Raw genomic sequence first — 23,320 nt, 5'->3', positions numbered from 1 at the left:
ATTTGGTGGGTGAAGCATCCCCTTCGTCTGCTAGAGGACGACGGTGTGGTTGCCGTTGAGCAGGCCTTTCTCGACCGCGTAGGCGGCCGCATGCGCGCGGTTCCGCAACTTGAACCGATGGTAGATCGCCCGAAGGTGAGTCTTCACGGTGGCTTCTGACAAGAACAGTTTGGCGGCGATTTCCTTGTCGCTCAGCCCTGATGCCAAGCCCACCAAGACGTCCACTTCGCGCTCGGTGAGACCCTTGGGGCGGCCGGGGGACGCTCCGGCGCGCTGATGACGTGATGCGTAAAAATGGGCCATCATTTGCTTCGCGATGTGCGGGCTCAGCATCGCGTTGCCGTTGTACACCGCGCGGACTGCGTTGATCAGGTTCGCGGGCGAAATGTCCTTCATCACATATCCGACCGCGCCGGCTTCCGCCGCCTTCTGAAAGAGGTTCGAGTGATCGTAAAACGTCAAAATCAGGACTTGAATCTCCGGACACCGCTCTCTAATCGCTCGCGTGGCGGTAATACCGTCCCCGCCTGGCATCATGACGTCCATGAGCACCAGGTGGGGCCGGAGTGCCAGCGCCTTGTCGACGGCCTCCCGGCCATCGACGGCTTCCCCGAGCACCTCGATGTCCGGTTCTGGCTGCAAGACGGACAGAATCCCCCGCCGGATCAAGGCTTGGTCCTCTGCCACGAGGAGTCGGATACTCATTCCCGCCCGTCCGAGCGTATCGAGTGGAAGGCATGTGTGTGCGGTGTCGGCGACCCCGGTAAGAACAGCGTAGCCGAAGCCATGCGTATGTTGTGCGCTCGCACGGGTCGTTGAATCCTTCCCCGGGCAGGGCACGAACTCTTTGGCGAATGGGAGTGTCGAGATACGCCCGACCCCCCGAGCGGCGATCTCAGAAAAAGCCCAGATACGTCTTTATTTCCCGTCCTCGACGCTCCCAAACATCTCACTCTAATGCTAGACCCTTGAGGAACAAAGAACTTATCATCTCCCTATCAACAACTTATCCTCAGATAGCGATTACGGCATCCACTCTTAAACCCCTTCAAGAGAATTAATCCATGTGATTTTTCTTCGCCTGTTCGCACGAACGCACGTTTGTCAATCGAATGGATGACAGTTCCATCGAAATTGCATCAGAATTATCCGTCCGCGCCTAGGAGGAATGAGGCCGATTGAAGGACTTTAGACGTCAGTTTGGATCATTCGGTCGGCCCTACGGACAAGCACTCAGTCTAGTTGGCTACGGGGGAACTATGGCGATCAGAGTGCTCGTCGTCGACGATACCACGTTGCTGCGCGAGGGCATCAAGAGTCTCCTCGGCAAGAACGGCAACATCCTGTTTGTCGGGGAGGCGACGAACGCCCTCGACGCGGCTGAGCAAACGGCCGTGACGTCTCCAGACGTCGTGCTACTCGACCAAGACATTCCCGGGTTGGATTGTTTCGACACCATCCGGATTCTCAAGGACCGCCGTCCGGCCGTCGAGATCATCGTCCTGGCAGAAGCCAGCGACCACGAACGAGCCCTCCGCCTGGTTGAGGCCGGTGCGTCGGGTTACGTCCTCAAGGACATCAACCCCGAAAACCTGGTTCGGGCCATCGAGGGTGTGTGCAACGGCAAGACGCTCATGAACCCGCACGTCGCGCGCCAGTTGATCGAGCGGTTCCGCACGCTGGCGCGCGAGCGCAACGGGCACAACGGAGGGCACCTCGGCGGGCTGACCAGCCGCGAAGTGGAGATTCTCATGGAGCTGACCAAGGGCGCAACCGATCGCGAGATTGCCGGCAAGATGTACGTGACGACAACCACCGTGAAGAGCCACATTCGATCGATCTTTCGGAAGATCGGCGCCAAGAATCGTACGCAGGCCGTCGTGTACGTGCTCAAGAACGGCCTGGCCCATTAGGCGCATGGTCCGCAGGGACGTGACCGTCAAAGGTGAGCGCGTCGGCGCTCCGGCAGAATACTGGCCGATCGGCGAGACGTTTCTTTACAGGTCGTCAATCTGGAAGGTGAAGGGATTATACTTGACCTCCTCGCCGTCGGGCGGCCGGGATACGTGGTGGATCCTCGGTCAGCAGGCGCGTGAGGAGGACGAACTGGAGGGAGGATCATGAAACGATCGGTGATGCGTGGGGTAGCCGTTTGGGTGGCGTGCGGTCTTCTCCTCGTCGCCGGCGCACCGGTGGTGCTCGCGCAGGAGTATACTGCCAGCCCCGGCGACGTCTTGGATATTTCCGTGCTCGGAGAACCCGAGGTGTCGGGACCGGTGACGGTGAGCCCGGACGGGACGATCACCCTCCAACTGGCCGGATCGTTGGCCGTCGCCGGCCTGACCCTGCCACAGCTCACCGAGAAAGTAACCACCGCGCTCAAGCAATACATCAAGGAGCCGCAGGTGGTCGTGACCATCCGGCAGGCGGCCTCTAAGAAGGAGTTCGTGTATGTGCTCGGCCAGGCGCTGCATCCGGGCGCCTACGCGTTTCAGGAGAACTGGACCGTGGCGGAGCTTGTGGCCGTCGCGGGCGGTCCGGCGCCGGGCGCCAACCTCCCCAAAACGATGATCCTTCGGAAGAACACTACGATTCCCGTCGACCTGCAGCGCCTTCTTGTGGACGGAGACGCGTCCGCAAATGTGGCCCTCCAGTCCGGCGACGTGATCATCTTGCCGGAGTCCAAGAACAAGGTGATCGTGATGGGAGCCGTCACGAAACCGGGGCCATACCTCTTCAAGGACGGCGACAAAGTGATCGACGTCCTGTCGGCCGCGGGCGGGCCGGCGCCGAAGGCGGTCACCAACAACATCGGCGTGGTGCGGCGGGAAGGGGACAAGCCCGTCGTCAAGCCGGTCAACCTCGACAAGTTCTACAAGGACGGCGACGCAAAACAGAACGTCACGCTCGAGCCCGGAGACATCGTGTACGTGCCCGAGCAGCGGGCCTTCAACTGGGGCACCGTCCTTGGAGGGTTGAACAATCTCGCGTACCTGTTGCTGCTCCTCAAGTAGCGGATAGGAGGCGACCCATATGGAGTTCTGGAGATATTATCGGGTCCTTCGGCGGCGGCGCTGGCTCGTGGCCGCAACAATGTTGACCGCCATCGTGGTTGCCTTCGCCGCCAACCGCCCCGCGCCGGGCGATTTTTCGGCGACGGCTAATCTGGCGCTCCCCTCCACGCAGCAATCCACGTTCAACCTGGTCTCCGGGCTTCAACAGCCCCAGCAATTGGCCGGCGGACCCGATCGCACCCTGCAGGCCATCAGTCTCGTGAGGAGCCGGGACGTGGCCGAGCGGGCGATCCAGCAGCTCAATCTCAATATGCGCCCCGAGGAGCTCCAGCGGCGGATGACCGTCGGTCAGGATCCGATCACCAACCTCATCCGCGTGACGGTGTCCGGAACGAGTCCCCATGAGGCGGTCACACTGGCCAACGCGGTCGCGCAGGCGGCGGCCGGGTATGACCAGGAGGTGCAGCGCCGCGGGGCGACGTTGGCCCGCGAGTTCATCGAGAAGCAGGCCCAGGGCATCCAGACAAACCTGCGCGGCGCGGAAGACGCGCTCCTCGCGTTTGAGCAACAAAACGGACCCGCGCTGGCATCGGCCCAGAATTCCCAGGTGGGGGCGCTGCAAAGCGCGGCGCAACAGGTGGGCGTGTCTCTCCAGGAGACCGAGGCACGGCTGGCCGCGGATCGGTCGCAGATGACAGGTCAGGCCGTCACCCGGTCCGATCCCCAGCTGGAGGAGAACCCGATCGCGCAGCAGCTGCGGGCGCAACTCGTGCAGCTGGAAGTCGCCCTGACTTCGGAGCAGGCGGTCCACACCGACAAGTATCCGAGCGTCATTGCTATCAAGGCGAAGATCGACGCGATCAAGGAGCGGTTGAAGTCCGAGGTAGGCAAGATCGTCTCCTCGGAGACCGTGCAACATAACCCGATCTATGACGCTCTCATCAAGGACCGGATCAACCTGGAGACCGAACGCGTCGCGCTGTTGGCGCGGCAGCAGGCGATTCAAGGCGCGCTTGCGAGCGCAACTCGGGCCCTGCCCGACTACATGCAAAAACAGATGGACCGGGACCGGCTGGGCCGTACGGTCGACATTCTCGGCAAGCAGTTTGCCGGCATCCAAGGGCAGCTCGGCGACGCGAGGCTGAGGGAACAGGAGGCGCAGGTCCTCGGCAGCCTGTCCGTCGTGGACTTCGCACGCGGAGCGTTTCCCTCGCCGTTCCGCGGCCTGGCGTTCAAACTAACCCTCGCGTTGGTGCTGGGGCTGGTCGGCGGGGCGGCGCTGGCGTTCTTCCTCGAGTATCTCGACAACACCCTGGCGACCCCGGAGAACGCGGAGCGCCTGCTGGGTGTCCCGACGTTGGTCGCGGTACCCCGCCACAATCCGCCGTTTGCGGAGGCGTACCGGCGGCTCCGCGTGAACCTGACGGCGCTGGAACACCCGGACGAAGTGCCCGTCCTCGCCGTCACCGGGGCGCGGCCGGGCGGCGGGACTTCGACGGTGGTCGCCAACCTGGCACGCGCGTTTGCCCAAGCGGGACGGCGTACGGTCGTCGTCGACACGGACTTCCGCCGCCCCACCCAGCACGTCCACTTTGGCGTGCGCAACGAGACCGGACTCCTGCAGGTGCTGGCGGGCGAGGCCTCGCTCGAGAGCGCGCTGGCAGAGACGGGCATCCGCAACCTGTCGATCCTGCCGAGTGGACTCGTCTCGGGCGAGGCCGACGATCTTCTGAGCGCAAAGCGCATGGACGCGCTTCTCGCCGAGCTGAAGCGGGGGGGAGATGTGATCCTGCTCGACACCCCTCCCGCGGGTGCCTTTCCTGATGTTCTTGTTCTCGCTCCGATCACGAGTGGAGTGCTCCTGGTGCTCGATGCGAGCCAGGCGCCCCGGGGCATCGAGCAGCAAGTAAAGTTGCAACTGACCCGGCTGGGCGCGAAGATCCTGGGCACGGTGCTGACCAAAGTCCGGCCGGAGCGGGTCGACGCCTACGTCTATCAGGAGCGGTACTACAAGGCAGGGACGCGTCGGGGACTGTCCCGCGCCGCCGGCGGGGCGACCGTCGGCGCGCTGATCGCGCTCATCCTTGCGGGTATGCTCGCTGGGGGCCTGCGGGCAGGGAGCGCGTTCGCCGAGATGACTGTGGGAAACGGTCACCCCGCGGCGCTGCCGCCGTCGGTCGAACATACGGTGGCACAGGTGGCGAGTCTTCTTTCCGGGCGCCGGTAAGAACCACAGGACTGACCCAGGGTCGCTGAGGATGCGAACGTGAAGACGCTTGAGACGACCGTCGAGACCAGGATTCGCAATCGAACCGCCACGGCGGCTGTTGTCGGCCTCGGCTACGTGGGCCTGCCCCTGGCCGTCGCGATCGCGCAGGCTGGGTTCGCGGTCCTCGGAGTTGAGGCCGATCCGGCGAGAGCCGCCGCGATCAACCACGGCGACTCTTACATCGACGATGTTCCATCGCGTGAGATCGGGCGCCTTGTCGATGACCGGACGCTCGTCGCCACAACCAGCTACGAGGCGCTGCACGCCGCGGACGTCATCGTTGTGTGCGTTCCGACGCCGTTGACAAAGAGCAAGGAGCCGGACCTCTCGTATCTCGTCGCGGCCGCGAAAGGGTGCGCGGCGATTCTGCGGCCGGAGCATCTGATCGTTCTGGAGAGCACCACCTATCCCGGGACGACGGCGGAGGTCGTGCGCCCGATCCTCGAGGAGAGCGGCCTTCGGGCCGGGTCCGACTTCCACTTGGCGTTCTCGCCGGAACGCATCGACCCCGGGACACGGCAGTACGCGCTCGTGGACATCCCCAAAGTCGTCGGCGGCCTGACTCCCGGCTGCACACGGCTTGCGCAGTGTTTCTATGAGCAGGCCTTCCGCAAGGTTGTGCCGGTATCGTCGCCGGACGTCGCGGAGATGGTGAAGTGCTACGAGAACGTCTTCCGCAACGTGAATATCGCGCTCGTCAACGAGCTCACGCTGCTGTGCGACCGCATGGGGATCAACATGTGGGAGGTCATCGACGCGGCGGCGACCAAACCGTACGGCTTCATGCCGTTCTACCCGGGGCCCGGTGTCGGCGGCCACTGTATCCCGGTGGACCCGTACTACCTATTGGCGAAGGCGCGTGAGTACGACTTTCACGCGCAATTCATCGAACTCTCGACCACGGTCAACGACGCTATGCCATACTACGTGATCTCCCGCACCACCAAGGCCTTGGGAGCCTCGGGTAAGACGCTGCGCGGCGCACGAATCCTGGTGCTCGGCGTCGCGTACAAGCGGGATGTGTCGGACGCGAGGATGTCCCCGTCCCTCAAGATCATGGAGCTGTTGGGGAAACACGGCGCGCACGTGCGCTATCACGACCCGCACGTTCCACAGGTGCACTTTGCCAATCCAGGAACGGTCGCCTCAGTGCCGTTGACGGATGAGGTGCTGTCATCGGTGGACTGCGTCATCATCGCCACCGACCACAGCGCCGTCGATTATCAGCGCGTCGTCGATCGGGTTTCTCTTGTGGTCGATGCCCGGAACCGGCTCCGCGATTGCCGCGCGCCCCACGTGGTGAGGCTCTAACAACGATGCGGTGCACCGCGACGGCGAACGAGCCAATGGGGCGTTTGTTGTGATTGGATCGGAGCCTGGGATGCTTGAGCGCACCTGGGCGGACAAATCGCCGATGTACGTGGCGGTGGGTTTCGGCGGTCTGATCGCGCTCTTCCTGAGCTTCTACGCCGCCCCGGCGGTCACGCTAAGCGTGCTGGCTCTGATCGGCGCTTCGCTCGCGTTTTTCAGCCCCCGGGCGGCTCTCTACCTGATTGTTCCTGCGATGGCGTTCTCTCCCGAGTTTTCCGTCGGCGGCCTCCTTGTCCGTATCGAGGACCTTCTCATGGTTCCCCTGGCGGCTGGATGGCTGGCCCACCTCTGTGTGTTCAAGGATCGGCAGGGCACCCCGCTCGATCGACCGGTGCTGGCGTACTGGGCGGTCGGCCTCGTCGCCACGCTCTGGGGCGGGTACTTGGGGACCGCGCACTTCTTGACCCTCAACAAGGAGCTCAGTTCAATCTTTCACCTGCTCAAGCGATTGGAGTTCGTGTTCCTCTTCTTCATCGTCGCCGATGTGATTACGTCGCGCCGGGATGTCCAGAAGCTCACGTGGTGGCTGATCGCGAGCATGGTTGCTCTCAATCTCTACGGTCTGGCGGAGTATCTCTCGACGGGGGCAATCCCGTACAGTCCAGGAGCGTCCGGGCACGAGCTGGGCGTTGCTTCAATGATTGCCGTGCCGCTCTCGGTCGCCTTGGTGCCCGTGTCCAGATCCTCGTCACGGCTTCTGTTTCTGGCCGTCATTGTCTTCTCTCTGGCCGTGCTTCCGCTCACGCTGGGTCGGAATTTCATCGCGGTGACCGTGTTGATTCTCCTGTACGTAGGAATTGTTTACGCACGATCGGTGCTGCTCCTCATCCCCGCGGCGCTGGCCATTGCCTACGGCGTCTACCCGCAGTTCATCCAGGAACGGCTGTCGACGTTTCTGTACGTGCTGAGCCCCGATCTCACCGGTAACCAAGGGGACGCGGCGTCGATATTGTACCGTGCAACAGCACCGGGCAACTATAGTCTGCTGGCCCTCGCGCACTCTCCCGTGCTGGGGTTTGGGCTCGCGAGCCTCCCCCTGGGGTTTATTGACAGCGAATACGGTACCCAGCTTGTCTACACCGGCATCGTGGGCCTGCTCGTGTTCTTCGCCTTTGGAATACGTCTGTTCCGGTTGGCGAAAGAGGCGCGAAGTCTCGCTCGCGAGCCGTTCATGGCGAACCTGGCTTGGGGGCTCCAGCTCGTTCTCGCATCGTATGCCATTTACAGCATCTTCGCGGCGTCGATCTCGCCGACGCACACGGGTGGGCTGTTCTTTATCGTGGCCGGCCTGATTGTTGCTCTCCATCGGTCGCTGGCTCGCCCGCGCGCGATGGATTCGCCGTGAGGGGCCAGCGCGTCACAATAGGTCTCTCTGATTGGTGAATCACCGGCGCTTCGGCCGTCTCGATACTGGCGCAGTCCCGAGTGGAGTTCGCTGATGCGGGTGCTTATGATCTCTCCTCGACTGCCGTACCCTCCCTCGACCGGAGCGCGTCTCCGAACGTTCCATTTGCTGAAGGGCCTGGCGACGCGTCACGACGTTACCCTGCTCGCCATATTCGATGATCCTGCCAAAGCGCACTCCGTGACGCCACTCAAGCAGTACTGCGGCGATGTCGTGACGGTCTTCGTTCCTACATCATCACGCCCGCTCACCGCGCACGTCGGGGGCCTCCTTTCGGCGACGCCCTACTACCGTGCGGTCGTACAATCGGCGGCGTTTCAAGACCGGGTGTTTGCGCTGATGCGGGACAAGCGCTATGACGCCGTTCACGTAGAACATCTCGGAATGGCGCATTTTGCCGCACGCCTGTCAGGCGTCAGAAAGCTACTCAACATGCCCGACGTCGAGTCCATCTATTTCCGCCGGCTGGCCATGCACATGCGGCCCGGTATCAACAGGCTGCTCACGTCGCTGGATGCCGTGAAGCTTCCGTCATACATGCGGAAAGTCATTCACCGGTTCGACCGGTGTCTGGCGACGTCGGACGCGGACGCGGACGAGATTCGGCGTCTGGTGCCGAGCGCGAATGTCGTCGTCATTCCAAACGGCGTCGACCCGCTGGAGTTTTCGCCGCGCCCCGACGAGGAGCAGCCGGCCCGCATCGTCTTCACCGGAACCCTCTCATATTTTCCGAACGCCGACGCGATGGTGTTCTTCTGCAGGAACGTCTTCCCCATCGTCAGACGCGCCGTCCCGGATCTCCGGCTGACCATCGTGGGCCAGGAGCCGCCTCCGGAGGTCACGGCCCTTGAAGGGGTGCAGGGCGTTGAGGTGACCGGACGCGTCCCCGACGTGCGGCCATACCTCGCGGCGGCCGCGGTCGCCGTTGTGCCGTTGCGGCTGGGATCAGGCACACGGCTCAAGATTTTGGAAGCTATGGCGATGGCTAAGGCGGTTGTTTCGACGTCGCTCGGCGCCGAGGGTCTCGATGTCACGCCCGGACACGACATCGAGATCGCGGATACGCCCGCTGCGTTCGCGGAGAGGCTGATCGCCCTCTGTCGAGATCCGGCCCGACGCGGCCGGCTGGGAGCACACGCCAGGCACACGATCTCCGAAAAGTACGCGTGGCCAACCATCTCGGCGCGTCTGGAGAGCGTGTATCAGGAACTCATTGAAGATCGCAGACCGTCCCTCGCCGAGCGCGCCCCGGGCGCATGATCATATGAAGCTGCTCCTGCTCACTGAGTATTTTGCTCCTCATGCGGGGGGAACCGCGGTCTATTACTACGAGATTTGCCGGCGCCTTCGGAGTCTTGACGTGACGGTGGTGACACGCATGTCCCGTGGCGCCGTCGCCTTCGACCGCGGACTACCTTTCACGGTCATTCGCACGCCGTTTCTGCCGGTGCGAAAGATTCGCGTGATTGTCGAATGGTGGGCGCAGTTCCTGGTCGGATTGTGGCTGGTGCTAAGTCGCCGTGCGGACGTTGTGCACGCGGGGCAGGTGTATCCGGTCGGACTTGCGGCGTACGGAATCCATGTGATTACGGGGGTCCCGTATGCGGTGTACATCTTCGGCGAGGATATTACAATCGCGAGCCGGCATAGACTGAGGCGCGCGGCCGTCGCGCTGGTTCTGCGCCACGCTGCCGCTGTGTTCGTCATCAGCCGATTCAGCAGGGCGCAGGTCATCGGCCTCGGCGTGGAACGAGGCCGTATCCACCTAGCCCGCCCAGGCGTGGATGCCCAGCGGTTTCGTCCGGCGGACGCGGCGTCGTTCCGTAGCAGGTTTGACGGCGACGGCCGGTACGTGCTGTTGACGACAGGCCGTCTGATCCCCCGCAAGGGCCAAGACACTGTGATCGAGGTGCTGCCGCAGATCGCGGCGGCAGTGCCGAACGTGACCTATTGGATCGCCGGTGGCGGTTCGGTACGCCAACGGCAGAAACTGGAACGGCTCGCGGCCGCGGCCGGCGTGGCAGACCGGGTGAGATTTCTCGGCGAGGTCCCGGCGGACGACCTGCCCACTCTGTATGCTGCTTGCGACGTATTCGTCATGCTGAACCGAACGACTCCCGACGGAGACACTGAGGGATACGGGATGGTCTTCGTCGAGGCGGGAGCGTGCGGACGATCGGTCGTGGGGGGGCGCGCGGGAGGAGCCGGAGAGGCCATCCGGCACGGACGAACAGGATTTCTTGTTCCCGAGGGCGATGATGCCACCGCGGTGGCAACGCTCATCCGGTTGCTGCGCGACCCCCAATTACGGACGCGCCTTGGAGAGGCCGGCCGGCGCAGGGCGGTCTCGCGCCTCTCGTGGGATGGAACGGCCCGCCGCGTCGAGAGAGTGACCAAGGCGCTCGAACGGTCCCGCGTTCGCCCGGCCGTGGCCGTCGAGGAGAGGGTCACATAGTGGCCGTGCGCGTCGACCCGCCGGGGGCGGCGACCACGGCGGAGGCGATCGTCGGTTGGCTTGCCTCTCACCAACAGCCGGACGGGAACCTCTACGATCCCATCGCCCGAGGGGCCCTGCCCGCCGACCATTACGGAACAATGCTGTTCGCGGCGGCGTGCACGCTCGCGCGGGACCCGGGCGCGGTGGGTGATCACGCGGAGCGCGCCGTCCGGTATTTCCTGAGTCTGCCGCGGGTCGCCCGCGGCGCGCATGAGTTGAACAATCTCGGGCTGCTATGTGTACTTCGCCGCTGGCGAGAGTCCGATATTCAGCCTGAGCTCCAGCGTACGATCAGCGCATATCTCCGTCGCATGCCGTTCGAGTCTGTCACGTCCACCGCGACGAACAACTGGGAGGCGATGCGGGCGGTATGCCTCGCGCAGCGCAGCCACCTGCTGGGCTCCGCGGCCGACCTCCGCGCATCGCGCGAGTGCCTGTACGCGCGCGTCCTGCCGTTGCAGGGCTCGGACGGGCTGTTTGCGGACTATCCCGCCGTCGACGGGCCGGGCGGCCGGGCGACACCTCTTACCTACCACGCGAAGATTTGTGCGATGCTGGCGATGCTCCTACGAAGTCTAGAAGACGATGCCGCCAGGACGGCGCTCGCGCGCGGCGTGAACGCGCTGGCCGGCCTATGCGCTCCAAACGGCGAGACGACATACTTCGGTCGTGGATGCAACTCGTTGTACGGTTATGCGGCCGCGGTCTACGCGCTGTCGCATGCGCTTGCACTCGGTGTCATCGCGGACGAGGTGCGCGGCCCAGTGGCGGAGGCGGCCACGAGGATGGCGCAATTTCTCGCCGGTCTGCGGCTGGCGGACGGCAGAATGCGACTCTACCCGACCGCCCTGGATGCCGAACAGCGGGCGTGGGACGATTATGTGCACCGCCTGGACTACAATGCGTTTTGCGCGTTCATGCTGCTTCAGGCGCACGAGCGCTACGAGGTGCCCGGCGCGCCGCGGAATCCGGCGAGGCGTTTCGATGCTCCGGATGCCGGCCTGATCGTTCGAGATCGCGAAGGGGTCTTCGCGGCGTTCAGCACCCGCGGCCAGTTCAACACGGGATCGTACCTGTTCATGGACGCCCGGTATTCTGGGATGCAGCCGCTTACGCTGCAATGCGACGGGCGCACGATCGTCCCGCCTCCCCCCCACGACGCACGCGCGCCCACCGATCCACGGTGGAGCGGCTTCATGCCGGTCATCTCCGTTGCCGGCGAGACCTACGCGGTCCGCGTGTATGACGAGGTACGCGTAATCGACGACGACGACTTCGTCGCCCTGGTGGGGAGGGGGACGCCGATCACCTTGCGGATGGGCCTTCGGAGACGCCTGACCAAGGCCACCAGGGAAAAAGCCGGATGGCAGGGCCGGGCACTCGCCCGGTGGATTGCGCCTTTTGTCGTACGGTTGCCGGTTCGGATTCCACCCGCCTACGCGGCGGTGCCGGCATCTGACACCCGGGTGCGTCGGGCGATCATCTTGCTCCCGGGCTGCCGGTGTCTTTGTGTGGTTGACCGCGTGGACGGACGTTTCGATGCCGCGTGGAGCACGCTCCGGCTCCCCGGACGGTGTCGCCCCGGTGCGCCGGACACGGTTCATGGGGAGCCCGAAGGCCATGTCTGGGCCAAATGTCCCCCCGGGGACCTTGAGACGCGTCCGGTCTTCACGAGCAACGGACCGGCATGCGTGATCCGCGCGCCGCTCGCGCCGGGCACCGCGCGCGCTTCAGCGGTGTGCTTCGACCCCGGGGTCATCGTCGCGGCCGACTCGCGTGGGACGAACACCGTCCTCCTGACCGTGCAATTGGGACGCGTCACGCGTCGTCTTCGTGTGGACCTCGACGCGTTGCAGGTGGCCAATGCCTGAGCCGACCGTGTCCGTCATCATCCCCTCGCTGAAGGGCGGGGAGAGGGGCCCGCTCGTACGCGATGTCCAGGGACAAACCGTCCAGGCTCAGGAGGTGCAACTGGTCGTCGGCGTGTCTCCGAGCGGGCGCGCCCGGAATGTCGGCGCCCGCCGCGCGTCCGGAGACGTGCTGATCTTCCTCGACGATGATGTCCGGCTCGGCCACGAACGCGTCCTGGAGGCCATGGTTGCGCTGCTGGACGATGACGGCGTCGGCATGGTTGGGGCGGCGCAACTGCTGCCGGCGGACTCCACCGCGTTTCAGCGCGCCGCCGGGCGTCAGATTGCTCGCAGCCGTTCACCGGTTGTGTCTGTCGTCACCGACAGCGACATGGTCACCACGGCGTGTTGCGCGGTCCGCCGGTCCACTTTCTGGGAGCTGGGGGGATTCAATGAACAGATCCCGCGGGGGGTCGATCCGGAGATGCGGGCCCGCGTCCGTCGACGCGGCCTGCGTATCGTCGTCGCGCCTCGCGCATGGTTCTATCATCCCATGCCCGACGGTCTCTTGACGCTGTGCGGCGTGTTCTTTCGAAACGGCTGGCAGTCGGCGGAGGCCGCGAAGCAGATGCCGTCGGCGGCCCTCGATACACCCGACGGTCACGCGGGCGCGCCGGCGGTTGCGCGGAGCCCGGTGTATCGGTGGCGGCGCCACGCGGTGCGCGCCGTGTGTGACCTCGCACGACTTCGTTGGGTCGCCCTCGCGTCGCAGTTGGCGTACGCTGCCGGTTTTGCAGGTTATCATGCACGGTTGCGGCTCACCGGGGGATGGTCCGCGGCGGGTCTTGGGAAGGCGCCAAAGCCATGAGGCGTTGCCGCGGTCGCGGGAGTTTATGACAACGAAGGCCCTCCTGATCACAAACGATTTTCCGCCGGTGGTCGGGGGCGTGGCGCGCTGGTATGAGCGCATTTGTGCTGCGGTGCCGGCCGGCGGCGTCGTGGTGCTGGCTCCGAGAACTGCCGGAGATCACGGTTTCGACGTGTGCCAGCCGTATAAGATCGTGCGGCAGCGAGGTCCGACGAGCCGGCGCCTCCCGGCTCGGGTGGTCCAGCTGGCGATCCTCTTGGTGCGTGGCATCGCGACCGCCCGCCGCGAGCGGGTCGATGCGGTTCACATCGGGCAGCTGCACCTGGCGCCCATCGGCATTGTCGCACGGCTGCTCCAAGGACTCCCCTACGTGCTGTATCTTCATGGAGGCGAGATGGCGCGGTACATGCGCTTCGGCATGGTGCGGGCCGTGGTCCGGCGGGTTGTGCGCGGTGCCGCGCTCGTTGTCGTGAACAGCGAGTACACGCGCCGGTACTTCGAGGACCTGGCGATCACCAATCCCCGGACTGAAGCCTTGACGATGAGTGTGGAGACGGACCGATTCCGGCCCACGCTTGATGATGGGGGAGTACGGGCGCGGTACGGGCTCGACGGGCAACGCGTGATCCTGACCGTAAGCCGCCTGGACGATTATAAGGGGCACGACATGGTGATTCGGGCGCTCAACAAGGTGAAGCGGTCGTCGGGGCCGATCCGATACGTCATCGCCGGTCGCGGTCCGGAGGAAGCGCGGCTTCGGGCGCTCGCGGTCGACCTGGGATGCGGGGACGATGTCGTGTTTGCGGGACACGTGTCCGAGCAGGATCTGGCGCCTCTGTATGCGTCCTGCGATCTCTTCGTCATGCCGAGCCGGCCCTTGCCGTGTGGAGATTTCGAAGGGTTCGGCATCGTCTTCCTGGAGGCCGGCGCATGCGGGAAGCCGGTCATCGGCGGGCGGAGCGGCGGCGTCCCCGAGGCCGTCCTCGACGGGGTTACGGGTGTCCTCGTGAATCCGACGGATGTCGATGAACTCTCGGCGGCCATCACAAAGCTCCTTTCGGATCGAGAAGAGGCAACGCGGCTCGGCATGCAGGGACGGCGGCGGACCGAGCAACTGGCTTCCGCCTGGACCGCGGCGGTCGCGCGAATCTGGAGCCTCTGATGCCGCCGGACGCGCGAATCCCCGTTCTGCACGTGATCACACGGCTTGTGGTGGGGGGGGCACAGGAGAACACCCTGCTCACGGTGGAGCGCCTCGCGCGCGACCGCTACGCCGTGACCCTGGCCAGCGGGCCCACCAGCGGCCCGGAGGGAACCCTCGAGCATGGTCTTCCCCCCGGTGTGCCGTTCATACGGATTCCCGAGTTGGTCCGCGATCTCCATCCCATTCTCGACGTGCGGGCCTTGTGTCGCCTGTATGCGCTGATGCGCCGTGGTCGTTACAAGATCGTGCACACCCACACGACGAAGGCCGGTTTGCTGGGGCGCGTTGCCGCCCGACTCGCACGCGTGCCCATCGTCGTCCACACGCCTCACGGCCATGCCTTTCATGACTACTTGAACGCCACAGGCTCGACCGCGCTGATACAGGTCGAGCGGTGGTTGACGGGCTTCACCGACCGGGTTCTCTGCCTGACGGAGGCGGAGCGGCAGGACCACCTCCGTCTCCGCATCGGCCCGGCGGAGAAATTCGACGTGGTTCACAGCGGGATCGACATTGAGCGCTTCCGGCAGGCAGGTACGCCCGTTCCTCGAGAGACGGCGCGGGCGGCCCTTGGGCTTCCGGCAGACGGTTTCGTGGTGGGTTGTGTGGCGCGCCTGGCGCCGGTCAAGGGCGTGCAGCACCTGCTCGAAGCCGTCCCCGCCGTCCTCGCGGCCGTACAGAAGGCCACGTTCATTATCGTTGGAGACGGCCCCCTGCGCGCGCAGCTGGAGCGGCGCGCCTGCGCTCTGGGCATCGACGGGGGGGTGAGGTTTCTCGGCCTGCGGCGGGACATCCCGGACCTCATGTCGCTCTGCGACGTCATGGTGCTCCCCTCGTTGAACGAGGGGATGGGGAGGGCCGCGGTAGAAGCGCTTGCGGCCGGCCGTCCCGTGATTGGTTCGCGCGTGAGCGGCATCCAGGACATCGTCGCCGATGAGGAGACGGGTTTGCTCGTGCCTCCCGCCGACCCTCGGGCCCTCGCCGATGCGATCGTCCGCTGTTGCGCCGACCGGGCGCTCCTGAGCGCCATGGGTCAGCGTGCCGGACGCGGGGTAGAGCGGTTCGGTATCGTCCCTATGATCGCCGACATCGACAGCCTCTACGTACGGTTGCTGAACGAACGCACCGGCGGCCGCGCCGTGAACGACGGGCACGCGGCGTCGCCGAAGGGCGGAGAGTGCGCATGATTGTCGCAATTCATCAGCCCCATTATCTTCCGTGGCTGCGCTACATCGACAAGATCGCGCGTAGCGACGTATTTGTGCTGCTGGACGACGCGGCATACACGAAGAACGGCTGGCAGAATCGCAACAAGATCAAATGCGCGCAGGGGTGGATGTACCTGACGGTCCCGGTTGTCGACGCGTTCGGCAAACGGATCTCCGACGTCTGCATCAACAATCAGGAGCGGTGGCGGGAGAAGCATTGGATGGCGATCCGCACGAACTACGCGCGGGCGCCCTTCTTGCATCTCTATCAGCCGGCGCTGGCGGACATCTACGCTGCGCAGTGGCCGCGACTGGTCGACCTGAGCGAGCATGTACTCGCGTGGCTCGTGTCGGTGCTGGGGATCCGGACCCGAATCGTTCGGAGTTCGGACCTCGGCATTTCCGGCCGGGGCACGCAGCGGATTGTCGACATCTGTGCCGCGCTCGGAGCCACGACGTACTTGACCGGAGACTATGCGGCGGACAATCATCTCGACGCGCCGCTGTTTGAAGGGCGGGGCATCGAGGTGGGACTCCAGGGGTGGGAGTGCCGGACGTACCGCCAGCAGCACATGCGCCTCGGATTCGTGCCGGATCTCTCGATCATCGACCTGCTGTTCAATGAGGGCGAGGCGGCCCTGTCCATTCTGGCACGGTGCCGGCGTGAGGCTTCCGAGGCGGTGGCTTCGGGAAACGTCTGATGGTGGAGCGCGGCGGTGTGCGGAATCTGCGGATTCGCTAACCTGGACGGAGAGCCGGTGGACGATGGCGCGGGCCGGCGGATGATGGAGCTGCTGCGGCACCGCGGACCCGACGGAGACGGGACCCTCGTACGGTCCGCGCCGGGGGCGACGCGCCGTCCCTCCGTGTTCCTCGGTCATCGTCGCCTCAAGATCATCGACTTGTCCGACGCCGCCCGGCAACCGATGCCGAACGAGACGAAGACCGTGTGGGTCACCTTCAACGGCGAAATTTACAATTTTCGGGAGCTTCGGGCAGAGCTGCGTCAGTGCGGACATGAATTTCGGTCCGCGTCCGATACCGAGACCATCGTCCACGCGTATGAGCAGTTCGGAGACGACTTCATTCGCCACCTGGATGGGATGTTTGCGTTTGCGCTGTGGGACGAGCCGCGGGCAAGACTGGTACTGGCGCGCGACCGGTCCGGCAAGAAGCCGCTGTACTACATTGCGGACGGGGCACGGTTCACGTTCGCGCAGGAGATCAAGGCCTTGCTCGCCTGTCCCTGGGTTGAGCCGCATGTGGCGGCCGACCACATTCCAGAGTACCTGGTCTTCGGGTACGTACCGGGCCCTCGGACGATGTACCGTGGAGTCTATCAAGTTCCGCCCGGATCATACATGATCGTGGACGCGGCGGGCGTCAGCGGCCCGCGCCGCTATTGGGAACTCAAATTCTCAGACCGGGCCCCTGCGGGTATCCGCTCCGCGGCGGAGGCAGCGAGACGCGTCCGCGAGCTCCTGACGCAAGCGGTCGCCCGCCGAATGATCAGCGATGTCCCGCTGGGCGCGCTGTTGAGCGGCGGTTTGGATTCCTCGATTGTGGTAGGGATCATGTCGCAATTGACCCAGGAACCGGTTCGCACGTTTACCGCCGGTTTTCCAGGCGACCTTTCTTATGATGAGCAACCCTACGCCGAGGCGGCCGCGAAGAAGTTTCGCACCCGCCATACGGTGCTCGTGCTTCGTGGAGAGGTGGGTTCCCTCGTCGAGACGCTCCTCTGGCATCATGACCAGCCGTATGGCGATTACTCGGCCGTTCCCACGTATCTCGTCGCCCAGCTGGCACGACAGCACGTCACGGTCGCACTAAACGGAGACGGCGGGGACGAGGTGTTTGCGGGGTACGAGCGTTTCTTGGCCGCGATGCTCGCCGCGAAGATCCCTTCGGCGGTGGCCCCCCTGGGGCGGACGATCTCGCGCTGGCTCCCGAATGGCGATGGTTACTATAGCCCGCGTCGCCGGCTGGAGCGTTTCTTCTTCCAGGCGCACACCTCCGTTGAGGAGCGGTTCGCCGGGTGGATGTCTCTCTTTGATGCCCCGACGGTCGCGACGTTGATGGGTCCCGGCCCAGAGGCGGATCTGGCCGCGGAGCACTTATTCGGCAGCCTCCGTCAGCCGGACCAGCGACTCGCGACGCTTCCGTTGCTGCAACGGCTCCTTCATCTCAATTTCACGACGTATCTCCCGGACGATCTCCACGTGAAGATGGATCGGATGAGTATGGCGCACGGGCTGGAGACGCGGTCCCCGATGCTTGACACAGCCCTGGTCGAGTTCGTTGCGTCGCTCCCACCCGAGATGAAAATCCGCCGCGGGCAGCTGAAGTACATCTTGCGGCTGGCCTTTCGCGACATGCTGCCGCGCGAACTGCTTCGCCGGCGCAAGCACGGGTTCACCGCGCCGGTTGACCGCTGGTTTCGCCACGAGCTTCGGCCATATGCTGAGGAGACGTTGCTGGCACGCGACGCGCATGTGAACGACTATCTCAGAGCCGACGCCATACGGAGCCTCTACCGCGAGCATAAAGAAGAAAGGAAAAATAACGGGGATCGTTTGTGGGCGCTCCTCAACTTGGAAGTGTGGCTTCGAATGCTGCGGCGGGGAGATCTCCGACAGCGGATGACTCGGCCCGGACAGATCGCAGTGGACGCGGTTGGAGCGCAATAAGATAAGGAACGCCATGCGTATTAGTGTCGTCGTTCCCGCATACAACGCCCGCCGGACAATCGCGCGATGTGTGGATGCGTTGCTGCGACAGACGCGGCGGCCCGATTCGATTTACTTCGTGGACAACGGCTCCTCGGACGGCACGTACGAATGGCTTCAGGAACAGGCCGCGGCCGCTCCGTACATGCACGTCCGACGTGAGCAGACGCGTGGACAGGCCGCGGCGCGCAACGCGGCTCTGCGCCTGCTTGACGAGGGAATTGTCGCCTTTACGGACGCCGACTGCGTTCCGGAACCGGAATGGCTGGCCCAAATCGCCGAAGCTTACGCAAGCCCCGAGATCGCCGCAGTTTCTGGCGGCATCAGCGAATACGAGCCCCAAACGCTGATCGAGCGGTGCCTAGCCATAACGGCGTTTCCCCAGCCGGATCAGGCAACTACGATCACCGCGTATGGCCCGACGACGGTATTTTACACGGCCAATCTCTCCGTTCGGGTTGACGTGCTAAAGCGGTTCGGCCTGTTCGATGAATCAATGTCGACGGGTGAGGACCTGGATCTGTGCTGGCGAATTTTGCGGGGTGGGGGGGTGATCGTTGGAGCGCCCGCGGCCCGCGTTCGGCATATTCACCGGCCTACGCTGAGCGCCGCCCTGAAGCGCCAATTCTTCTATGGGGCGGGCAGACCCAGGCTGATGCGAAAGCATTTCCACGGCATCGCCAGCGTAATGATCGGACGGCATACCATGTCAGCGCGGGCACCGGTGACGATGTGCGTCAATCTGACGAGCCCCGAGAAGATTTCGATGGCGCTCATCGCGCTGAGCGTGCTCACGCCGTGGTCTCTCATTCCACTGTGTTTGTACTGGGCCCGTCTGATGCTGCTCATCAAACACGCCGCGCAGAAGCGAAAGATCACGGTGCGGTCGAATATCGAGCTTGCAATCTTTGCGGCAATCCATCTGTTGGAATTCTCTGCGTCGAGTGCCGGAAGTCTCCTCGCGTCGCGCCGGCATGGTGTGTTGTGCGCGTGACGCACCGACGGGCCCGCGATCGTTACGGCGCCGGGGTAGGCGGCGCGGACGATCCGGATCGTTGACAGGAATCGCTATTCCGGCAGGTAGTGTTTCAGCAGTGGAAAGACGTTTCGGACGAAGGCGGTTTCCCGTTCCACCGTGTCCTGAGCCTCGCCGGCGAACGCCGCGTTTACCCGCACCAGTGCCTCATCAGTCCTCCGCTGGGTGAGCGACGTCCACGCCAGCAGGCTTATGGCCTGAAGCTCCCTTGCCGCAACCACTCCGTGCATCTGATACCAATAGAGAACGACCTGGTGCTCATCTCCCTTTTCGATCAGGTTCCGATTGACAGTAATGGTGCGATCGGCGAGTCTGATCTGCTCGAGCCCGGAGCGTTTGATATACCAGCCGGCAGCAGGAAGACAGACGGCCGGAGAGTGGATGCGGGTCCCCGGGGGTTGAGAACTGTAATACGCGACATACAGCCCCAACGCATCTCCCGCGCGATCTTGGTAGGTTCGGACGAGATAGTCATCGGCGCGCAGCTCGGCGACGACATCCGGCGTGAAGAAACTCGACTGTCCGCGCCACCCGAGGACGTGCAGCGGGAAGTCCCGTAGAGGGGTGCGAACCGGGACGGCGGGAGCGTACTCGACGGCCCTCAGGACCACAGCGGCTACGGCGAGCGTGATCAGGGCAATGGCGAAGGCTCTTCGGTTCATGCCGGCGTCTTCGCGCTCGCAGTATCGACGCGCGTAATCATCCAGCCTGTGGCGACCATCAACGCGAATGCGAGCCCAAAGACCAACAATCCCGAAAACTCGTGATAGAAGCCCATCGCGGCCGCCAGCCCAAACGTCTGTGTCAGTACCCCCGTCAGTGTCACGCGCGCAGCGTTGGCCACAACCGCAATCGGGATGGCGGAGAGAACGAGGGTGAGTCGCCCCCGCCACGTCCGTTGGGTAAAGTACGCGAAAATGGTGGCAAGGGCGAGAAGCGCGATGAGCGACCGGATGCCACTACATGCTTCCACGACATCCAACCTGATCGTGGCGAGGTCGATGACGTTGCCCTCACGGAGCACGGGGACGTTGAGCACGTCGAGCACTCCCGTAGCGACCCGCGCGGCAAAGAGTTGAAGGGGGAGCGCGACTTTCGTCAAGACAGGGGCCGGAAGCGGGATCATGAACAGGAGGTAGGCGAAGGGGAAGGCGAGGATGCGCAGGACCTGCCCGCCGGCAAGGTAGAGCGTGAGACCGGCGAGCACGAGGATAAACGACAGGCGGACGGGGTACCCAAAGGTCGCCGCCTGGCCAAGAATGAGCAGGGCCACTGCGAGCAAGAGTAGCGCGTATCCCCACGCGGAGCCCTGTACACGGCACCGGGACAGCGCGTGCCTCCGCTCCCACACGAGGTACGCACTGATGAGAGGGATCACGAACCCGTGCGAGTAATTCTCGTCAGCGGCCCATTGTGAGGCGAGATCGGCGAACGCTTGACCGTAAAGGACGGCGATCACGGCTCCCAGCGCGGCGACCTGAAAGACAACAGCGAGGGGAACCCCCCCGATCAACTCTCGGCGCGGCCGCTCGGAAGCCGGTACGGCGGAACTGGAAACGGACAGCACTCCTCTTATCCCGTGCGGTGACGTCGCGGTGATCTCTCAGCAATGTTAAGGCAGGGGTTGTTTGCAGACCCTCGATCAAAAGGAGGAAACGGCTCCATCAATCGAATGAGGACCATCCAACCGGTCATCGTAGATAATCCGCGGCCGCTCGGCAAACATCACATTTCATCTTCAGACAGTTTGTAGACGTGCACCTCCATCGGCTCAAAATCCGCAATAATCCGATTTCCGGAAACCGTCATGGGGACGAATGCACTTGGCCCTTTCCGAGCTGTCAAGGTTCGATCGAACAAACGAGTTGCACTGCGAATAGGCCGGTCCAGGTGCAGGCTGGCGTGTCTCAGCGGCAACTCCGTACCTACCGTGTCGTTTTCCTGCATGTTAATTGCGACCACGTAGGTGTGGCCGTCTGGGCCGACCTTCTTGGCCGCATAGATGCCTTTGAAGAGATAGTCGAGATTGGGGCGATGAATGCCTCCGCCGGGCGCCCAGGGAGAAAATTGCGGGGTCGTGGGCACCCTTGCCCAATTCCCCGGTCCCAGGATCACGGACTCCAAGGACTTGATGTTCCCTACAATCTGCCATGTCCAATTCCAACTATCCAGGTATCCGGCAGGCAGGCCCGCGTCACCGCTGTTGGGGGCCAGCGAAGGATCGCGCGTGTTCGCGCCCCAGAGGACACTGAACGCCCGGCAGTTCATCGCAACCTGTAACCAAAAAAACCTATTGGCCTCGTTGAAGGAACGTATTGGTCCCGAGTGGGTGTATGACAGCAGTTCCTTCACTACGGTCGTCGAAACAGAGGGAACCCAGCCGAGTCCCGCGGGATGGCTCAGGACCTGCTGATTGAAGTAGTTCAGAACGTCCCAGAGCTTTTGCAACCCGATCCACGGGTATTGGTACGATAACACCATCTCGAGCATCGAAACCTGGTTCGCGTTCGGGTTGCACGCGAGCGTCCACGGCCCCGCGGCCACGAGCGTGGTAAAATTCACCCGCTTCGCAGGATCAATGGATCGAATGTAACTCTCAGCCTGCATGTAGGTATTGACGACTCCTTGCGGGTCTGAAGTGACGCTTGAATCCAATTCCAATTCTCCGTCGAGCATCCATGCAATGAGGTTCGGCTTAGAGGCGTACTTTGAGACGATCTGCGGAGCGCAAGAACTGGCCAGTGCTGCGGGCGTGTGCCACGCGCCTCGGCAATCGTTCCCCACTCCGAGGTCGCGGAGGCAATAACCGTGCCAGTAAATCCCGTGATTGGTCCAGAGAGGAGTATCGATGCCGAACCAGTTGCCGACAACGACGTTCAGCCCCGCCGCCGCCGCCTGCGCTAGTTTCGCGTCTGCCTGTTGCGTCGTATAGCCTGCTTGTCCCCAGGATGCATAGTCCAAAGTCTCCCCCTGGATAAGAAGAAACGGCTTGCCGTTGAGAGTGAAGTTGTTGTTCGAATCGATTCCTGTTGAGGTCACAGGTGGAGGAGTTCCCGCTGCGGCAGGTTCAGCATTGTCCAGCATGGCTAGGCTCAGCGCGGCGCCGCCGGCAAATCTGGCGGCCCGACGGACGAACTCGCGGCGGCTCAACGTTCGGTGTCTGGTGTCCTCAGCCCACTGGCTCAGAGTGTCTCGTCGCAGTTTCATCATGATTACGGCGCCGAAACGTATACGTGCACACCCATCGGCGCAAACGAGTCCGTAATTGTCCCTCCTGAGGACGCTACAGGCCCTGGCTCAAACAGCCTCTTAGCACCGTTCAGAGGAGCCGCGACGGAGAGCGTTCCACCGTTGACTGCCAACTCGGCACCGAAGCTGCTGGGAGCGCCGGCAAAGGCTACCGCGGTGTCATCGGTCCCGGCAAGAGGCGTGCTAGGTCCGGGGCTGGCGCCGGCCCCAGAGCCATTGCTCGCCCCTCCACTGCTCGTCGTGCTACCATTGGTCGCGCTAACAGGATTGCCAGCGGCCGGATTACCGGTCGCATTGGCACCTCCAGTGGTGCCGCCACCACTACTGCTCCCAGCACCACCGCCGCCACCGCCACTGCCTCCAGTGTCAGCACCGCCGCCACCGCTCCCTGTGGCACTATCACTGACCGCTGCCTTGTTGCCGGACTGGACCGGTTGGCTCGGGGCCGGATCCAGTGGGAGTATCCTTGCGATCGAAGGATGTACGTGGAGAGGCGGCTGGATGAATATCTCGATCGCGCGATCATCGCGGAACACGAGGCCTACGCCCTCAAAGGGATAAAGGACAGTGAGATAGGTACCCGCGGCGTCGAGGACCTCATTCTGGTCGCCAATGAGTTG

Annotated in this window: 18 protein-coding genes; 14 read left to right on the top strand and 4 right to left on the bottom strand. The window is 63.9% G+C overall.

The window, feature by feature from the left end:
• Positions 1-30 precede the first annotated feature (30 nt).
• Positions 31-705 (bottom strand): response regulator transcription factor, encoded by a 675-nt coding sequence (locus VGZ23_13520; GenBank protein ID HEV2358609.1) that lies wholly within the window; start codon positions 703-705, stop codon positions 31-33.
• A 554-nt stretch (positions 706-1,259) separates the two neighbouring features.
• Here VGZ23_13520 and VGZ23_13515 point away from each other — a divergent pair.
• The 14 genes from VGZ23_13515 to VGZ23_13450 all read left to right on the top strand — a co-directional run bounded on the left by VGZ23_13515 (position 1,260) and on the right by VGZ23_13450 (position 19,409).
• The gene (locus tag VGZ23_13515; protein HEV2358608.1) at positions 1,260-1,913 is read left to right on the top strand and encodes a response regulator transcription factor; all 654 of its coding nucleotides are present in this window, start codon (positions 1,260-1,262) and stop codon (positions 1,911-1,913) included.
• A 207-nt stretch (positions 1,914-2,120) separates the two neighbouring features.
• Positions 2,121-3,014, top strand: a complete 894-nt coding sequence (locus VGZ23_13510; GenBank protein ID HEV2358607.1) for a polysaccharide biosynthesis/export family protein — start codon at positions 2,121-2,123, stop codon at positions 3,012-3,014.
• A 19-nt stretch (positions 3,015-3,033) separates the two neighbouring features.
• Positions 3,034-5,241: a polysaccharide biosynthesis tyrosine autokinase gene (locus VGZ23_13505; protein HEV2358606.1), complete on the top strand. Its 2,208-nt coding sequence runs from the start codon at positions 3,034-3,036 to the stop codon at positions 5,239-5,241.
• A gap of 39 nt (positions 5,242-5,280) precedes the next feature.
• Entirely contained in the window at positions 5,281-6,594 is a 1,314-nt protein-coding gene (locus VGZ23_13500) for a nucleotide sugar dehydrogenase (GenBank protein HEV2358605.1), read from the top strand.
• A 70-nt stretch (positions 6,595-6,664) separates the two neighbouring features.
• Positions 6,665-7,999 carry a hypothetical protein gene (locus VGZ23_13495; protein HEV2358604.1) on the top strand — a complete coding sequence of 445 codons (1,335 nt, stop codon included), beginning with the start codon at positions 6,665-6,667 and terminating at the stop codon, positions 7,997-7,999.
• A 93-nt stretch (positions 8,000-8,092) separates the two neighbouring features.
• On the top strand, positions 8,093-9,319 hold the full coding sequence (locus VGZ23_13490; protein ID HEV2358603.1) for a glycosyltransferase: 1,227 nt from the start codon (positions 8,093-8,095) through the stop codon (positions 9,317-9,319).
• 4 nt (positions 9,320-9,323) lie between these two features.
• Positions 9,324-10,514: a glycosyltransferase family 4 protein gene (locus VGZ23_13485; GenBank protein HEV2358602.1), complete on the top strand. Its 1,191-nt coding sequence runs from the start codon at positions 9,324-9,326 to the stop codon at positions 10,512-10,514.
• Positions 10,514-12,427, top strand: a complete 1,914-nt coding sequence (locus tag VGZ23_13480) for a hypothetical protein (protein HEV2358601.1) — start codon at positions 10,514-10,516, stop codon at positions 12,425-12,427. The genes VGZ23_13485 and VGZ23_13480 overlap by 1 nt, the downstream gene beginning before the upstream one ends.
• Positions 12,420-13,274 (top strand): glycosyltransferase, encoded by an 855-nt coding sequence (locus VGZ23_13475; GenBank protein HEV2358600.1) that lies wholly within the window; start codon positions 12,420-12,422, stop codon positions 13,272-13,274. Before VGZ23_13480 ends, VGZ23_13475 begins: the two co-directional genes overlap by 8 nt.
• A gap of 25 nt (positions 13,275-13,299) precedes the next feature.
• On the top strand, positions 13,300-14,436 hold the full coding sequence (locus VGZ23_13470) for a glycosyltransferase family 4 protein (protein ID HEV2358599.1): 1,137 nt from the start codon (positions 13,300-13,302) through the stop codon (positions 14,434-14,436).
• Positions 14,436-15,665, top strand: a complete 1,230-nt coding sequence (locus VGZ23_13465; GenBank protein ID HEV2358598.1) for a glycosyltransferase family 4 protein — start codon at positions 14,436-14,438, stop codon at positions 15,663-15,665. Before VGZ23_13470 ends, VGZ23_13465 begins: the two co-directional genes overlap by 1 nt.
• A complete protein-coding gene (locus VGZ23_13460) occupies positions 15,662-16,387 on the top strand; it encodes a WbqC family protein (GenBank protein ID HEV2358597.1) in 726 nt (241 codons plus the stop codon). Before VGZ23_13465 ends, VGZ23_13460 begins: the two co-directional genes overlap by 4 nt.
• 15 nt (positions 16,388-16,402) lie before the next feature.
• Entirely contained in the window at positions 16,403-18,376 is a 1,974-nt protein-coding gene (gene asnB / locus VGZ23_13455; GenBank protein ID HEV2358596.1) for an asparagine synthase (glutamine-hydrolyzing), read from the top strand.
• Between the two features lie 13 nt (positions 18,377-18,389).
• Entirely contained in the window at positions 18,390-19,409 is a 1,020-nt protein-coding gene (locus tag VGZ23_13450; GenBank protein ID HEV2358595.1) for a glycosyltransferase, read from the top strand.
• Positions 19,410-19,483: 74 nt separating this feature from the next.
• Here the strand turns inward: VGZ23_13450 and VGZ23_13445 are convergent, their stop codons facing one another.
• The 3 genes from VGZ23_13445 to VGZ23_13435 all read right to left on the bottom strand — a co-directional run bounded on the left by VGZ23_13445 (position 19,484) and on the right by VGZ23_13435 (position 22,601).
• Positions 19,484-20,113: an EpsI family protein gene (locus VGZ23_13445; GenBank protein HEV2358594.1), complete on the bottom strand. Its 630-nt coding sequence runs from the start codon at positions 20,111-20,113 to the stop codon at positions 19,484-19,486.
• Positions 20,110-20,964: an exosortase A gene (gene xrtA, locus VGZ23_13440; protein HEV2358593.1), complete on the bottom strand. Its 855-nt coding sequence runs from the start codon at positions 20,962-20,964 to the stop codon at positions 20,110-20,112. The genes VGZ23_13445 and xrtA overlap by 4 nt, the downstream gene beginning before the upstream one ends.
• A gap of 212 nt (positions 20,965-21,176) precedes the next feature.
• The gene (locus tag VGZ23_13435; protein ID HEV2358592.1) at positions 21,177-22,601 is read right to left on the bottom strand and encodes a hypothetical protein; all 1,425 of its coding nucleotides are present in this window, start codon (positions 22,599-22,601) and stop codon (positions 21,177-21,179) included.
• Positions 22,602-23,320 lie beyond the last annotated feature (719 nt).

The sequence above is a fragment of the bacterium genome (assembly GCA_035945995.1).
GTDB lineage: Bacteria > Sysuimicrobiota > Sysuimicrobiia > Sysuimicrobiales > Segetimicrobiaceae > DASSJF01.
Note: the sequence above shows the minus strand (reverse complement) of the source record. Positions and strands in the feature narration are given on the sequence as shown.